Here is a 15,601-nt window from a genome sequence, read left to right as displayed (position 1 = left end):
GAGGGTGATCACATGACCCAGAAGCTCGTGGCGGGCCTGGAACCGCCGTACTACACCGCTGTCTTCACCTCCCTCCGCCCTGACGCGCCCGAGGGCTACGCCGAGACCGCCGCCCGTATGGAGGAGCGGGTCAAGGGGATCCCCGGCTTCCTCGGCTACGAGGCCGCCCGCACGCCCGGCGGCATCTCCATCACCGTCGCCTACTTCCGCGACCTCGATGCCCTCGACTCCTGGCGGCTCGACACCGAGCACCTGGCCGCGAAGGCGCAGGGCCGGGAGCACTGGTACGAGAGCTACAGCGTCCACATCGGCAAGGTCGAACGGAGCTACGGCTTTGCCCGGCACTGAGACCGACGAGGAGGTCCGCGCGCTCCTCGACCGGCTCCGCATCCCCGGTGTCGTCGACGTCCACACGCACTTCATGCCACAGAACGTCCTCGACAAGGTCTGGGCCTACTTCGACTCCGCCGGGCCGCTGACCGGACTGGAGTGGCCCATCACCTACCGCGAGGAGGAGGATCGCCGGCTCCAGATCCTGCGCGGCTTCGGGGCCGTCGCCTTCACGGCGATGCTCTACCCGCACAAGCCCGGCATGGCCGCCTGGCTGAACGCCTGGGCGGCCGACTTCGCCGCCCGCACTCCCGACTGTCTGCACACCGCGACCCTCTTCCCCGAGCCGGGCGTCGACGCGTACGTCCGCCAGGCGCTCGACGCCGGGGCCCGCGTCTTCAAGGTGCACCTCCAGGTCGGCGGATTCGACCCGACGGACCCGCTGCTCGACACGGCCTGGGGCGCCCTCGCCGACAGCGGCACCCCGGTCGTCGTCCACTGCGGCTCAGGGCCCGCGCCGGGTAAGTACACCGGTCCCGAGCCCATGGGGCGGCTGCTCGCCCGTCACCCACGGCTGCGGGTGATCGTCGCGCACATGGGGATGCCCGAGTACGGCGACTTCCTGGACCTCGCCGAGCGGTACGACGAGGTCCGCCTCGACACCACCATGTCGTTCACCGACTTCAGTGAGCGTCTCGCCCCCTTCCCGGCCGGGGAGTACGGGCGACTCGTGGAGCTGCGCGACCGGATCCTCCTCGGCTCCGACTTCCCGAACATCCCGTACCCGTACGGCCATCAGCTCCACGCCCTCGAACGCCTCGGGCTCGGCGACGACTGGCTCCGGCGGGTCCTGTACGAGAACGGAGCGGCGCTGTTTCACGTGAAACATGCCGCCTGACGAGCTGTTTCACGTGAAACATCACTCCTCCGCCTCAGCCGTTTCTCAGGGAATTCACAGGAAAGGGCAAGGGGGATCTCAGCGGCGACGGCCAGCTTGGGTTCCATGACCGTCACCACACACCGCCCCGGCACCCGCGCCGACATGCTCCGTGCCGACGGGACCGCCGTCCGAGTCCTCGTCGTCGACGACGAGGACTCGCTCGCCGAGCTGCTCTCCATGGCCCTCCGCTACGAGGGCTGGCAGGTGAAGAGCGCCGGTGACGGCGCCGCCGCCCTGCGTGCCGTCCGCGAGTTCCGGCCCGATGCCGTACTCCTCGACATCATGCTTCCGGACGTCGACGGGCTCAGCCTGCTCGGCCGGATCCGGCGCGAGCAGCCCGACGTGCCCGTCCTCTTCCTGACGGCGAAGGACGCCGTCGAGGACCGGATCGCGGGGCTCACGGCGGGCGGCGACGACTACGTCACCAAGCCGTTCAGTCTGGAGGAGGTCGTGGCCCGGCTGCGCGGTCTCATCCGGCGGTCGGGGGCGGCCCAGGCGCGCAGCGAGTCGATGCTCGTCGTGGGCGACCTGACCCTCGACGAGGACAGCCACGAGGTCACCCGGGGCGGCGATTCGATCCACCTCACCGCGACCGAGTTCGAGCTGCTCCGCTACCTCATGCGCAACCCGCGCAGGGTGCTCAGCAAGGCGCAGATCCTGGACCGCGTCTGGTCGTACGACTTCGGCGGTCAGGCCAACGTCGTCGAGCTGTACATCTCGTACCTGCGCCGGAAGATCGACGCGGGGCGGACACCCATGATCCACACCCGTCGCGGGGCCGGGTACCTCATCAAGCCGGGGGAGTAGTCCCCGTGCGCATACGAGGCCGCCGGCCCTGGAGAGGGCGGCCCCGGAGCCGGCGGCCCTGGACGCTGCGGACCCGGCTCGTCGTCTCCGCCGTCGCGCTCATCGCGGTCGTCGCGGCCGTCATCGGCACGGTCACGACGATCGCGTTCCGCTCGTACCTCTACGACCAGGCCGACGACCAGGTCCACGTCCTGGCGAGCCGGGCGGCGGGGCCTCCGGTCTCCCTGGGCAAGCTCGACCCGACCCGGCAGCGGCCTCCGCTCGACTTCCTCGTCGGCCCCGGCGCCCCGATCGGGTCCCTGGGAGCCGTCGTCACCGCCGCCGGCGTCACCGCCGCCGGCTACTCGACGGAGGCGGACGCGAACAGCGAGAGCGTGCGGCCCTACACGACGGAAGAGCTCACGGCAGCCCAGCGGACCGCGCTCGACACCGTCCCCCTGGACGGCGAGCCGCACACGGTCGACCTCCCCGGCCTCGGCTCCTACCGGGTCGAGTACGCCCAGGGAAGCGAAGGCGCCTATCTGGTCGGCATCCCGCTCACCGAGGTCGAGGACGCGCTCTCCACCCTCGTCCTCGTCGAGCTGAGCGTCACCGCCGCCGGCCTCGTCGCGGCCTCGCTCGCCGGAACGGTGCTGGTCCGGGTCGCGCTGCGTCCGCTCCAGCGGGTCGCCGTCACCGCCCGTCAGGTCGCCCGGCTTCCGCTGCACAGCGGCGAGGTGGCGCTCCGTCAGCGCGTTCCGGAGGCGGAGGCCGACCCGCGCACCGAGGTCGGCCAGGTCGGCGCGGCACTCAACCGGATGCTCGACCACGTCCACTCGGCCCTCGACGCCCGGCAGCAGAGCGAGACCCGTGTCCGCCAGTTCGTCGCGGACGCCAGCCACGAGCTCCGCACCCCGCTCGCCTCGATCCGGGGGTACGCGGAGCTGACCCGGCGGGGCCGTGAGGAGTGCGGGCCCGACACCCGGCACGCCCTCGGCCGGATCGAGTCCGAGGCCACCCGGATGACCGGGCTGGTCGAGGACCTGCTGCTGCTCGCCCGGCTCGACGCCGGGCGCCCGCTCGACTACGAGGAGACGGATCTCGTCCCGCTCGTCGTGGACGCGGTGAGCGACGCCCGCGTCGCCGGGGCGGAGCACCGGTGGAGCCTCGCACTGCCGGAGGAACCCGCCGTGGTGCGGGCCGACGGCGCCCGGCTCCAGCAGGTGCTGGTCAATCTCCTCGCCAACGCCCGTACGCACACACCGCCCGGGACGACGATCACCGCGCGGGTCCGCACCGAGGGTACGGACGCGCTCGTCGACGTCCAGGACGACGGGCCCGGCATCCCGCCGGAGCTCCTGCCGTCCGTCTTCGAACGCTTCGCGCGCGGGGACGCGTCCCGCTCCCGCAACGCCGGGTCCACCGGCCTCGGGCTCGCCATCGTGCGCGCGGTCGTCCACGCCCACGGCGGCGACGTCGGCGTCGAAAGCGCCCCGGGCCGGACGGTGTTCACCGTGCGCCTGCCCCTCGACGCGGGCGCCCGGCGGGACTCACAGGCAGGGCACAGGCTCAGCACACAGCCGTGACAGCGGGGCTCGCGAGTGTCGTGGGTATGCGAACCCCCACGATGCGAACCCCCACGGTCACGGGCCCCGCGTCCAGGCCTCCCGGCGCCCTCCCCGTCCGGGAACACCTGCCGGTGAGTGTCGCCGTCGCCGGAACGCCGGGAACGCCCGTCCTGGACGTGGTCATCCCCGTCTACAACGAGGAGAAGGACCTGGAGCCGTGCGTCCGCCGGCTCCACGACCACCTCGTCCGGACCTTCCCGTACGGCTTCCGGATCACGGTCGCCGACAACGCCTCCACCGACACGACCCCCGCCGTCGCCGCGGCCCTCGCCGCCGAGGTGCCCGAGGTGCGCTCCGTACGGCTTGAGGAGAAGGGCCGCGGCCGGGCGCTGCGGACGGTCTGGTCCGGCTCGGACGCCCCCGTCCTCGCGTACATGGACGTCGACCTCTCCACCGACCTGAACGCGCTGCTCCCGCTGGTCGCACCGCTCATCTCCGGCCACTCCGACCTGGCGATCGGCTCCCGGCTCGCCCGCTCCTCGCGGGTGGTCCGGGGCCCGAAGCGGGAGTTCATCTCGCGGGCGTACAACCTGATCCTGCGCGGCTCGCTCGCCGCCCGGTTCTCCGACGCGCAGTGCGGCTTCAAGGCCATACGCCGTGACGTCGCCGAACTGCTGCTCCCGATGGTCGAGGACACCGGCTGGTTCTTCGACACGGAGATGCTGGTCCTCGCCGAGCGGGCCGGGCTGCGCATCCACGAGGTGCCGGTCGACTGGGTCGACGACCCCGACACGACCGTCCACATCGTCAGGACCGCCACCGACGACCTCAAGGGCGTCTGGCGGGTCGGCCGGGCCCTCGCGACCGGCTCGCTGCCCCTCGACCGGCTGGCCAGGCCCTTCGGCGACGACCCCCGCGACCGCGACCTCAGCGGTGTGCCGGGCGGGCTCGCGCGCCAGCTCGTCGGCTTCTGCGTGGTCGGCGCGCTGTCCACGCTCTTCTACCTCGCGCTGTACTCGGCCTTCCGGCTCGGCGTGGGCCCGCAGCTCGCCAACGCGGGCGCCCTCCTCGTCTCGGCCGTCGCCAACACGGCGGCGAACCGGCGCCTCACCTTCGGCGTACGGGGCAGGGACCGGGCCGTCCGTCACCAGGCGCAGGGGCTCGTGGTCTTCGCCATCGGCCTCGCCCTGACGAGCGGCTCGCTCGCCGCCCTCGGCGCGGCGACCGGCGACCCGGCGCACTCCACCGAGCTCGCCGTCCTGATCGTCGCCAACCTCGCGGCGACCGTCCTGCGCTTCCTCCTCTTCCGCCTCTGGGTCTTCCCGGACCGCGACCGCGGCAACGACCGCGGCAACGACCGCGACCGCGGCAACGACCGCGACCAGGGCGACAACCGCGCTTCAGCCTCCCCGGCAGCAAGGAACGAACGATGACCACCCTGTCCACCGCCGTCCCCGCGGCTCCGCGTACCGGCCGGCTCGCCCGGTTCTGGCGCGGGCGCGCCGAGGACGCCCCCTGGGTCCGGCCCGCCTTCCTCGGCCTGCTCGTCGTGACCACCGCGCTCTACCTCTGGAACCTGAGCGCGTCCGGCTACGCCAACTCCTTCTACTCCGCCGCCGTACAGGCGGGCGGCGAGAGCTGGAAGGCCTTCTTCTTCGGCTCCCTCGATGCGTCCAACGCGATCACCGTGGACAAGCCCCCGGCCGCCCTCTGGCCGATGGCGCTCTCCGTCCGCCTCTTCGGCCTCGGCTCCTGGCAGATCCTCGTGCCCGAGGTCCTCATGGGCGTCGGCACGGTCGCCGTGCTCTACGCGGCCGTCCGGCGCCGGTTCAGCGCGGGCGCGGGCCTGATCGCGGGCGCGGTCCTCGCGCTGACCCCGGTCGCCGCCCTCATGTTCCGCTTCAACAACCCGGACGCGCTGCTCGCGCTCCTCATGACGGTCGCCGTCTTCTGCGTCCTCCGCGCCCTGGAGCTCGACGAGGGCGCGGCGAGGTGGATGGTCTGGGCGGGCGTCGCCCTCGGCTTCGCGTTCCTCACGAAGACCCTCCAGGCCTTCCTGATCCTTCCGGCGCTCGCGCTCGTGTACGTGGTCTGCGCGCCCGGCGGCACCGGCCGACGGCTCGGCCGGCTCGCCCTCGGCGGGCTCGCGATGCTCGTCTCGGCGGGCTGGTGGGTGGCCCTGGTCGAACTGTGGCCGGCGTCCTCCCGCCCGTACGTCGGAGGCTCGCAGAACAACAGCTTCCTGGAGCTGACCTTCGGCTACAACGGCCTCGGCCGGATCAACGGCAACGAGGTCGGCAGCGTCGGCGGAGGCGGCGGTGGCCGCGGCGGAGGCCAGGGCGGCGGCTGGGGCGAGACGGGCATCGGCCGCATGGTCAACGACTCGATCGGCGGTCAGATCTCCTGGCTGCTCCCGGCCGCGCTGATCCTGCTGGTCGCGGGCCTCGTCGTCACCTGGCGCGCGTCCCGTACGGACACCGCGCGCTCCGCGTTCCTCGCCTGGGGCGGTTCGCTCCTCGTCACGCTCGTCGTCTTCAGCTTCATGGCCGGCATCTTCCACGAGTACTACACGGTGGCCCTGGCCCCGTACCTCGCGGCCCTCGTCGGCATGGGTGCGGCCGTGCTCTGGGAGGAGCGCACCCGCCTGCTCGCCTCGGCGACGCTCGCCGTCACGGTCGCGGTGACGGTCTGGTGGTCCTGGACACTCCTGGGCCGTACGCCGGACTGGCTGCCGTGGCTGCGCTGGGCCGTCCTCGTGACGGGCGCGGTCGCCGCGCTCGGCCTGCTCCTCGCGGGCCGCGTCGACCGGCGCCTCGGTCTCGCGGCCGCGGGCCTCGGTCTGGCGGCGAGCCTCGCGGGCCCGTTCGCGTACACCTGGGCGACGCTGAACTCCGGCCACCAGGGCTCCATCGTGACGGCGGGCCCGTCGGGCGGTGCCATGGGCGGCCGCGGCGGCCCGGGCGGCGGCGGCCCCGGTGGCGGCCGGATGTTCGACGGCGGCGGAATGCCGCCGAACGGGGGCCAGGGCCAGGGGCGGATGCAGCCCCCGACCGGCCAGGGCGGCCAGATGACCGGCGGAGGCCAGATGCCCGGCGGGGGCCAGATGCCCGGCGGCCAAATGCAGCCCCCCGGCAACGGCCAGACCGGCCAGACCGGCCAGACCGGCCAGACCGGCGAACGCGGTCGCATGGGCATGGGAGGCGGCGGCATGGGCGGTCTCCTCAACGGCGCCAGCGTCGGTACGGAGGCCAAGGCGGCCCTCCTCAAGGACGCCGACTCCTACACCTGGGTCGCCGCCACCGTCGGCGCCCAGAACGCGGCCAGCTACCAGCTCGCCACGGAGAAGCCGGTCATGGCGATCGGCGGCTTCAACGGCAGCGACCCGTCCCCGACGCTCGCGCAGTTCCAGCAGTACGTCGCCGACGGCAAGATCCACTACTTCATCGGCAGCGGAACCAGCGGTGCCGGTCCCGGTGACGGAGACGCCGGCCGGGGAGGCCCGGGCGGAAACTCTGAGATCTCCTCCTGGGTGGCCGAGAACTTCGCCCAGGTCACGGTCGGCACGGCCACCTTCTACGACCTCACGGCCCCCAGGTGAGTAATCGCTATACAGCGTAGAAGAAACCCTTGTACGGTGTACGAGCCTTGGCCTCGTACACCGTACAAGGAGCTGTCCGTGACACCCCACCCCCAACGCTGGCTGATCCTCGGCGTCATCTGCCTCGCCCAGCTCACCGTCCTCCTCGACAACACCGTCCTCAGCGTCGCCATCCCCTCGCTGACCTCGGAACTCCACGCGTCCACCACCGACATCCAGTGGATGATCAACGCGTACTCGCTCGTCCAGTCCGGCCTGCTGCTCAGCGCGGGCAACGCCGCCGACCGCTACGGCCGCAAGAAGCTCCTCGCCGCCGGCCTCGCGCTCTTCGGCCTCGGCTCGCTCGCCGCCGGCCTCGCCGACTCGACGACGCAGCTCATCGCCGCCCGCGCGGGCATGGGCGTCGGCGGCGCGCTCCTGATGACCACGACCCTCGCCGTCGTCATGCAGATCTTCGGCGACGACGAGCGCGTCAAGGCCATCGCGATCTGGTCCACGGTCGCGATGCTCGGCTTCGCCGGCGGCCCGCTGATCGGCGGCGTGATCCTGAACCACTTCTGGTGGGGAATGATCTTCCTGATCAACATCCCGGTCGCCGTCATCGCCCTCGTCGCCGTGCTCAAGCTGGTCCCCGAGTCCAAGAACCCCCAGGGCGACCGCCCCGACCTCCTCGGCGCGCTGCTCTCCACCATCGGCATGACCTCCGTGGTCTACGCGATCATCACCGGCCCGGAGCACGGCTGGGCGTCCGCCGAGGTCCTGGTCCCGGCCGGCATCGGTGTCCTCGGGCTCGGTGCCTTCGCGCTGTGGGAGCTCCGCACCCCGTACCCGATGCTCGACATGCACTTCTTCCGCAACCGGACGTTCGTCGGCGCCGTCGGCGGCTCGATCCTGGTCGTCTTCGGCATGGGCGGCTCGCTCTTCCTCCTCACCCAGCACCTCCAGTTCGTCCTCGGGTACGAGCCCCTGGAGGCGGGCCTCCGGATGGCGCCGCTCGCCCTGACGATCGTGGCCCTCAACCTCACCGGCGTCGGTCCGCGGCTCGTCATGAGGATCGGCACTCCGGCCGCGGTCGTCCTCGGCATGACCCTGGTGGCCGGCGGACTCACCTCGATCGCGCTGCTCGGCGGCGGCACGGACGGCGGCTACGGCGGCATGCTGCTCGGCCTGGTCCTGATGGGCTGTGGCATCGCCGTCTCCTCCCCGGCCATGGCCAACGCCATCATGAGCTCCATCCCGCCGGAGAAGGCGGGCATCGGCGCCGGGATCAACGGCACCCTCGCCGAGTTCGGCAACGGCCTGGGCGTCGCCGTCCTGGGAGCCGTGCTCAACGCCCGCTTCGCCGCGCTCGTCGCCGTCACCGCGACCTCGCTCCCGGCGGCCCTGGCGGCGGCGGGCAGCGAGGCCGAGCGGCAGGAGATCTCCGACGCCTTCGCCTCGGGCCTCCAGACCAGCCAGCTGGTCGGCGCGATCGCCGTCTTCGCCGGCGGCCTCGTCGCGGCGGCCCTCCTGAAGAGGGCGGAGCGCGACGCCGAGCCCCGGGCCGCCGACGAGCCCGTCGCTGCCTAGCATGGGGGCGGACCGCTGACAGACGGAGGAACGCGATGGTCAAGGCAGCCGATCGGGCCAAGAACCCGGCGCGTTCCAGCGTCTGGCTGGAGGAGCGGGCCGCCCGCAGCGGCGGCGGCCCCGCGGGGCTCGACCGGGACCGGATCGTCGTCGCCGCCATCCGGATGCTCGACGAGGAGGGCCTGGCCAAGTTCTCGATGCGCAAGCTGGCGACCGATCTCGGCGTCACGGCGATGTCCCTGTACTGGTACGTCGACACCAAGGACGACATCCTCGAGTACGCCATGGACAGCGTCTACGGCGAGATCGACCTCGCGGCGGTCGACGCGGCGGGGGACTGGCGGGACCGGATCCGGCTGCTCGCCCTCGACTACCGGCGGATGCTGGTCCGCCACGGGTGGATGTCGCCGAGCGCCGGCCAGTACCTCAACATCGGGCCGAACTCGGTCGCCGTCGTCCAGAAGATCCACGACACGATCGCGGAGACCGGCCTCCCCACGGACCGCTGGCCCGGGGCGACGTCGGCGGTCTTCCAGTTCGTGTACGGCTACGGGACGCTGGAGGCGCAGTTCGCCCGGCGCGCGGCGGAGACCGGCATGTCGCAGGACGAGTACTACGTGGACGCGGTGAACGCCTTCCGGGACGACCCGGCGCTCGCGGAGCGGATCGAGGGCCTGCGGGACATCCTCGACGAGCGGACCTCGCACGACAACCTCAGCGTGGTCTGGGACCGCGACTTCGACTACGCCCTGGATGTCCTGATCGCGGGCATCGAGGTCCTGGTGGACAGGGAGAAATGACGGAGCGGCGGGCCGTCCCCTGCCCGCCGCTCCGTACCCGACCCGGTCACGCCTCCGCTCGAAGCGCGTCCGGGAGCTCTCAGTCGTTCGCCTCCGAGGCGGTCGCCGTGCTGCTCTTCAGCGCGACCTCCTTGATGAACAGGGTGATCAGGAAGGCGAGCAGCGCGAACGGCGCCGCGTAGAGGAAGACGTCGCCGACGCCGTGCCCGTACGCGCTCTCCATGACGGTCCGGATGGGGGCGGGAAGCGCGTCCATGTCCGGGATGCCACCGCCCGCGGCGCCCCGGCCCATGGCGCCCGCGGCCTTCGGACCGAGCTCGGCCAGGCCCTCCTTGACGTAGTCGGTGACCCGGTGGGCCATGACCGCGCCGAGCGCCGAGACGCCGATCGCGCCGCCGAGGGACCGGAAGAAGGTGACGACGGAGGAGGCGGCGCCGAGGTCGGCGGGGGCCACCTGGTTCTGGGTGCAGAGCACGAGGTTCTGCATCATCATGCCGAGGCCGAGGCCGACGACCGCCATGAACAGGGCGGTGTGCCAGTACGGGGTGTCGTACCGGAGCGTGCCGAGCAGGCCGAGGCCGCCCGCCGCGAGCGCGCCACCGCTGACCAGCCACGCCTTCCAGCGGCCGGTCTTGGTGATGACGAGACCGGAGACGGTGGAGGAGACGAACAGGCCCGCGATCATCGGGATGGTGAGGACGCCGGACATCGTCGGCGACTCGTTCCGCGCCAGCTGGAAGTACTGGCTGAAGAAGACCGTGCCGGAGAACATCGCGACGCCGACGAAGAGCGAGGCGAGCGAGGCCAGGGTGATCGTGCGGTTGCGGAAGAGGCGGAGCGGGATGATCGGCTCGCTCGCCTTCGTCTCGACGAGGACGAAGATCCCGCCGAGGGCGACCGCGCCGAGCACCATGACGGCCGTCTGCCAGGACATCCAGTCGTACTTGTCCCCCGCGAAGGTGACCCAGATGAGGAGCAGGGAGACGGCGGCGCTGATGAAGAAGGCGCCGGCCCAGTCGACCTTGACCTGGCGCTTCACGACCGGGAGGTTCAGGGTCTTCTGGAGGACGACGAGCGCGATGAGCGCGAAGGGCACGCCGACGTAGAAGCACCAGCGCCAGCCGAGCCAGTCGGTGTCGGTGATGACGCCGCCGAGGAGCGGGCCGCCGACGGTGGCGACGGCGAAGGTCGCGCCGAGGTAGCCGCTGTACCGGCCGCGCTCACGCGGGGCGATCATCGCGGCCAGGATGATCTGGGAGAGGGCGGTGAGACCACCGACGCCGACGCCCTGGACGACGCGGCAGGCGATGAGCATGCCGGTGCTCTGCGAGAGACCCGCGACGACCGAGCCCGCGACGTAGATGATCAGGGCTATCTGGACGAGCAGCTTCTTGGAGGTGAGGTCCGCGAGCTTGCCCCAGAGCGGGGTGGTCGCGGTCATCGACAGCAGCGTGGCGGTGACGACCCAGGTGTAGGCGGACTGGCCGCCGCCCAGGTCGGTGATGATCTGGGGGAGGGCGTTGGAGACGATCGTCGAGGACAGGATGGCGACGAACATGCCGAGCAGCAGTCCGGACAGCGCTTCCATGATCTGGCGGTGCGTCATGGGGGCGCCGGTGCCGGTCACGTCCCCCGAGGGGTTCCCCCGGGTGGTCCCCTGGGAGTTCCCCCCGGTGTCGCCGCTCACACCGGTCGCAGGTGTGGTGGTTGCCATCAACTTCCTTCGTTCTCAAGCGTGGTGGGCCCGGCAGTCCCCGAAGGAGTCGCGGAGTCGGGCGAGCAGGTCGGTGAGCAGCTCGACGTCGTCGTCGGACCACTCGGCGAGGTGGCGGGAGAAGGACTCGGTCACCCGGCGGTCGAGCTCGCCGAGCATTCCGTCGCCCGCCTCCGTGAGGCGCAGGATGCGGGAACGCCTGTCGTCCGGGTCGGGCAGTCGCTCGATCCAGCCGTGTTCCACGGTGTGCGCCACATGGCGGCTGCACACGGACATGTCGACGGCCATGAGCTCGGCGAGCCGGCTCATCCGCATCCCGCCGTGGTGCTTGACCAGGGCGAGTACGGCTGCCGGGCCGCCCTGGCAGTCGACGGGCAGGGTGCGGGCGAGGCCGCGCTTCACGGCGCCGAACGCGCTCACCGCGCGGGCGAGCTCCTCGTACCGGTTCCGTGTCGCCATGAGACATCCCCGTCCATCTTGTTGCTTAGGGCAACCATAGAGATGGATGGTTGCTCCAGGCAAACTAAATCGGTCAAACAGCGCTAAAGAATCGGCAAAGCGCGATCGGGCTTGGGCCCGTTGCCCGTCCTTCGCTAGGGTCCGGCCCATGGCACACAACCCCCAAGCACCGTACGGCCAGGGCCAGGGCCCCCAGGGTTACGGCTCCCAGGGCCAGCCCCAGCAGGGTTACGGCTATCAGGGTCAGGCTCCGCAGGGCTACGGCCAGCAGCCCCCGCAGGGTCCCGGCTCCCAGGGGCAGGCGGCCCCGCAGGGCCAGTCGGCCCCCCAGGGCTACGGCCAGCAGCAGTACGGCCAGCAGGCCCCGCAGACCGCGCCGCCGATGGGCGGCAACTACGACCCGGCCGGCAGCACGCAGATGTTCCGCGCCTTCGTGGACGAGGCCCCGCAGACGCACCAGCCGCAGACCGCCGCCCCGGCGTCCGCCGGACCGCGCGTGGGCCTGATCGCCGGCATCGTCGCCGTGGTCGTCGTCCTGGCGGCCGTCGCGTGGCTGGCGCTGGGCTGACCGCTCGCCCCACCGCTCACCCGCTCGCCGCTCATACCCCCGCACACTCCGGTGGGCCGGCTCCGCACCCGCGGACCGGCCCACCTCCGCTTTGCGCGCCCCGCTCCGTCCGGCCGCGCCCCGCTACACCCAGCTGACGGTGACCCGCTGGGTGTCGATCCGCATGCCGAGCGGCACCCGCCAGGACTCCACGCACACGCGGTACGTCTCCGTCCGCGCCGCCCCGGCGGCGATGGGCTCCGGCAGGGGCTGGCTGCTGGTGACCGTGGCCCAGTCGACTCCGAGGGCGCCGATGACATGGGTCGCGAAGGACACGGAACCCGGATGGGCCGTCGTGCCGCCGCTGTTGACGACGGTGACCGTCACCTTCTCGCACCAGCGCACGTCGGCGTCGGCGAGCGCGGTCCCGGAGACGCTGAGCAACGCGGGCTCGGGCTCCGGCTCGGGCTCGGGTGCCGGGGCGGGGGAGGAGGGCCCGGGTCCGGTCGTGGAGGGCGGCGGAGGTGCGGTCGTCGACCCGCCGCCCGTGGACCCGCCGCCCGTGGACCCGGGTGCGGTGGTCGAGGGGTTACGGGAGGGGGTGCCGCCCCCGGGGGCCGGAGCCGTACCGACGGCACCGGCGCCCGTACCCGTACCGGTACCCGATTCCGTACGCGTACCCGACCCGGACCCCGATCCCGACCCCGTACCGGAGGATCCCGTACGGGAGACACCGCCGTCGGAGGACGAAGGCGCCCCGGCTCCCGAAGGCGCCCCTGGCGGCGTCGCGGCGCCCGGCGCCGCGGAGGAGGTCGAAGGCGAGTCCGGCGGGGCCCCCGGAGCCGACGCACCGGGATTCCCCGACGGGCCCGGCGAAGCCGTCCCGCCAACCGTGGGCCCGTCCAGCGGCACCAGCATGATCGCCCCCGAAGGGGCGACCGCCCCCTTGGGCAGGGTCCCGGCGCCCACCGCCGCGTACCCCTCGCCGTCACCGCTGCCGCAAGCGGTGAGCGCCCCGCCGAGGCAGAGCGCCACCGTCGCCACGAATCCGGGCTTCCGTCGCCTCATGACCACAGTCTGACTGACAGTCAGTCAACAAGGCCATGCTTCACGGAAGTTGGTGGGCGGTTCAGTCGGAAGTGAGTCCCTCGCGCAGCTGTGCGAGCGTGCGGGTGAGGAGGCGCGAGACGTGCATCTGGGAGATGCCGACCTCCTCGCCGATCTGCGACTGGGTCATGTTGGCGAAGAAGCGCAGCATGATGATCTGCCGCTCCCGGGGCGGGAGTTTGGCGAGCAGCGGCTTGAGCGACTCGCGGTACTCGACGCCTTCGAGGGCGCTGTCCTCGTACCCGAGGCGGTCCGCGAGGGAGCCCTCGCCGCCGTCGTCCTCGGGCGAGGGCGAGTCGAGCGAGGACGCGGTGTACGCGTTGCCGACGGCGAGGCCGTCGACGACGTCCTCCTCCGACACCCCCAGGACGGCGGCCAGTTCGGGGACGGTGGGGGAGCGGTCGAGCCGCTGCGCGAGCTCGTCGCTGGCCTTGGTGAGGGCGAGCCGCAGCTCCTGGAGCCGGCGCGGGACGCGCACCGACCACGAGGTGTCGCGGAAGAAGCGCTTGATCTCGCCGACGACGGTGGGCATCGCGAACGTCGGGAACTCCACGCCGCGTTCGCAGTCGAAGCGGTCGATGGCCTTGATGAGGCCGATGGTGCCGACCTGGACGATGTCCTCCATGGGCTCGTTGCGGGAGCGGAAGCGGGCCGCCGCGTACCGCACGAGGGGGAGGTTGAGCTCGATGAGGGTGTCGCGGACGTAGGTCCGCTCGGGGCTGTCCGCGGCGGCGCCTTCGTCGTCGAGGGCGCGCAGGCGCAGGAACAGGGAGCGCGAGAGGGTGCGGGTGTCGAGGGCGCCGGACGGCACGGCGACGGGCTGCGGGGCCGGGGCCTCCGCGCCGCTGTCGGCCGCGGTCGGAGCCGTCGTCTGCGTGGGCACGGGAACGGGCGTGAGCGTGAGCACCTTCGAGCTGCCCAGTTCTGTGGACATGCCACCCCCTTGAGGTCGCGGACGGTCGCGGTGGCCGCGACCATCTGAGGAACGCAGCTTCCACCTGAATACCGGCGGCGAGGCTGCGGCAAACTCGGTTCGAGCAGAATGTCACATGTCGGCAACACGCTGTAGTGACTTGTCGACAAGGCGAAGACGCATATCCGCAGGAAACAAGGGGTGTGCGGCATTTGGGGTGCCGCAGAACTGCTCCGAACCGGTCTACCCGTTCCAGCTACACCTCGATCCTGTTTGCGGATCTCAGACGGGCGAAGCTCCGGGCGAGGAGCCTTGACACGTGCATCTGGGAGACGCCGAGTTCCTGGCTGATCTGAGACTGGGTCAGGTTGCTGTAGTAACGCAGCATCAGGATCCGCTGCTCTCGCTCGGGCAGCTGGACGAGCAGGTGCCGTACGAGGTCGCGGTGCTCGACGCCGGCGAGCGCCGGGTCCTCGTAGCCGAGCCGGTCGAGCAGGCCGGGCAGTCCGTCGCCCTCCTGCGCCGCCTCCAGGGAGGTGGCGTGGTACGAGCGGCCGGCCTCGATGCAGGCGAGCACCTCGTCCTCGCCGATCCGCAGCCGCTCGGCGATCTCGGCGGTCGTGGGGGAGCGGCCGTGGGCGGTGGTGAGGTCCTCGGTGGCGCCGTTCACCTGCACCCAGAGCTCGTGGAGCCGGCGCGGGACGTGCACGGTCCGGACGTTGTCGCGGAAGTACCGCTTGATCTCGCCGACGACGGTGGGCATGGCGAAGGTGGGGAACTGCACGCCCCGCTCGGGGTCGAAGCGGTCGATGGCGTTGATCAGGCCGATGGTGCCGACCTGGACGATGTCCTCCATGGGCTCGTTGCGGGAGCGGAAGCGGGCCGCCGCGTACCGCACGAGGGGGAGGTTGGCCTCGATGAGGGCGCCGCGCACGCGGTCGTGCTCGGCGGTGCCCGGCGTGAGGTGCTTGAGCTGCCCGAAGAGCACCTGTGTGAGGGCCCGGGTGTCGGCGCCGCGCGTGCTCTGGGGCCGGGCGCGCGGGGTCTCCGCGCCGCCTGCCTCGTGCTGGGGCGGGACTTGAGGCGCTGTACTGGCCGGCACGTTCACGCCACCCCTTTTTGGTCAACAGGTCACCAGGTCAACAGGTCAACAACGGTCAACTCATCCGTCAAAAGCGGTCATAGCATCACAAGACATGTCCACTGTGTGCAAGCACCGCATAACTACGTGTTGAGGGTGTGAGGGAGGAAAAGGGCGGCCCAGAAACCG

General features: G+C 71.8%; 14 protein-coding genes. 9 read left to right on the top strand and 5 right to left on the bottom strand.

The features are described 5' to 3' along the window. The first annotated feature begins 12 nt into the window (after positions 1-12). From AB0G79_RS00580 to AB0G79_RS00545, 8 genes are all read left to right on the top strand, one after another. Positions 13-348, top strand: a complete 336-nt coding sequence (locus AB0G79_RS00580; protein WP_360798019.1) for an antibiotic biosynthesis monooxygenase — start codon at positions 13-15, stop codon at positions 346-348. After that, positions 335-1,228 carry an amidohydrolase family protein gene (locus AB0G79_RS00575; RefSeq protein WP_360798017.1) on the top strand — a complete coding sequence of 298 codons (894 nt, stop codon included), beginning with the start codon at positions 335-337 and terminating at the stop codon, positions 1,226-1,228. The genes AB0G79_RS00580 and AB0G79_RS00575 overlap by 14 nt, the downstream gene beginning before the upstream one ends. A 105-nt stretch (positions 1,229-1,333) precedes the next feature. Continuing rightward, on the top strand, positions 1,334-2,077 hold the full coding sequence (locus AB0G79_RS00570) for a response regulator transcription factor (RefSeq protein ID WP_360798015.1): 744 nt from the start codon (positions 1,334-1,336) through the stop codon (positions 2,075-2,077). 11 nt (positions 2,078-2,088) lie between these two features. Next, positions 2,089-3,642 (top strand): HAMP domain-containing sensor histidine kinase, encoded by a 1,554-nt coding sequence (locus AB0G79_RS00565; RefSeq protein WP_360799119.1) that lies wholly within the window; start codon positions 2,089-2,091, stop codon positions 3,640-3,642. 41 nt (positions 3,643-3,683) lie between these two features. Next, positions 3,684-5,057, top strand: a complete 1,374-nt coding sequence (locus AB0G79_RS00560; protein WP_360799116.1) for a bifunctional glycosyltransferase family 2/GtrA family protein — start codon at positions 3,684-3,686, stop codon at positions 5,055-5,057. Continuing rightward, positions 5,054-7,222 (top strand): glycosyltransferase family 39 protein, encoded by a 2,169-nt coding sequence (locus AB0G79_RS00555; RefSeq protein ID WP_360798013.1) that lies wholly within the window; start codon positions 5,054-5,056, stop codon positions 7,220-7,222. The genes AB0G79_RS00560 and AB0G79_RS00555 overlap by 4 nt, the downstream gene beginning before the upstream one ends. 78 nt (positions 7,223-7,300) lie before the next feature. Further along, entirely contained in the window at positions 7,301-8,791 is a 1,491-nt protein-coding gene (locus AB0G79_RS00550) for an MFS transporter (protein WP_360798011.1), read from the top strand. Between the two features lie 35 nt (positions 8,792-8,826). After that, complete coding sequence (locus AB0G79_RS00545) at positions 8,827-9,591, top strand: TetR/AcrR family transcriptional regulator C-terminal domain-containing protein (RefSeq protein ID WP_360798009.1); 765 nt, start codon at positions 8,827-8,829, stop codon at positions 9,589-9,591. Positions 9,592-9,670: 79 nt separating this feature from the next. Here the strand turns inward: AB0G79_RS00545 and AB0G79_RS00540 are convergent, their stop codons facing one another. Together AB0G79_RS00540 and AB0G79_RS00535 are read right to left on the bottom strand one after the other, a co-directional pair. Next, on the bottom strand, positions 9,671-11,305 hold the full coding sequence (locus AB0G79_RS00540) for an MDR family MFS transporter (RefSeq protein ID WP_360798007.1): 1,635 nt from the start codon (positions 11,303-11,305) through the stop codon (positions 9,671-9,673). Between the two features lie 15 nt (positions 11,306-11,320). Continuing rightward, positions 11,321-11,764 carry a MarR family transcriptional regulator gene (locus AB0G79_RS00535; protein WP_360798005.1) on the bottom strand — a complete coding sequence of 148 codons (444 nt, stop codon included), beginning with the start codon at positions 11,762-11,764 and terminating at the stop codon, positions 11,321-11,323. A gap of 382 nt (positions 11,765-12,146) precedes the next feature. Here AB0G79_RS00535 and AB0G79_RS00530 point away from each other — a divergent pair, with 382 nt between their 5' ends. Then, a complete protein-coding gene (locus tag AB0G79_RS00530) occupies positions 12,147-12,332 on the top strand; it encodes a hypothetical protein (RefSeq protein ID WP_360799113.1) in 186 nt (61 codons plus the stop codon). 123 nt (positions 12,333-12,455) lie between these two features. On the opposite strand, the gene AB0G79_RS00525 is transcribed toward AB0G79_RS00530, so the two are convergent. From AB0G79_RS00525 to AB0G79_RS00515, 3 genes are all read right to left on the bottom strand, one after another. Further along, complete coding sequence (locus tag AB0G79_RS00525; protein ID WP_360798003.1) at positions 12,456-13,379, bottom strand: hypothetical protein; 924 nt, start codon at positions 13,377-13,379, stop codon at positions 12,456-12,458. Between the two features lie 61 nt (positions 13,380-13,440). Next, positions 13,441-14,352, bottom strand: coding sequence for an RNA polymerase sigma factor SigF (locus AB0G79_RS00520; RefSeq protein ID WP_360798001.1), 912 nt, complete (start codon positions 14,350-14,352; stop codon positions 13,441-13,443). Positions 14,353-14,587: 235 nt separating this feature from the next. Continuing rightward, positions 14,588-15,433 (bottom strand): RNA polymerase sigma factor SigF, encoded by an 846-nt coding sequence (locus AB0G79_RS00515; RefSeq protein WP_360797999.1) that lies wholly within the window; start codon positions 15,431-15,433, stop codon positions 14,588-14,590. Between the last annotated feature and the right edge of the window lie 168 nt (positions 15,434-15,601).

The organism is Streptomyces sp. NPDC020807, from assembly GCF_040641575.1.
Lineage (GTDB): Bacteria > Actinomycetota > Actinomycetes > Streptomycetales > Streptomycetaceae > Streptomyces.
Note: the sequence above shows the minus strand (reverse complement) of the source record. Positions and strands in the feature narration are given on the sequence as shown.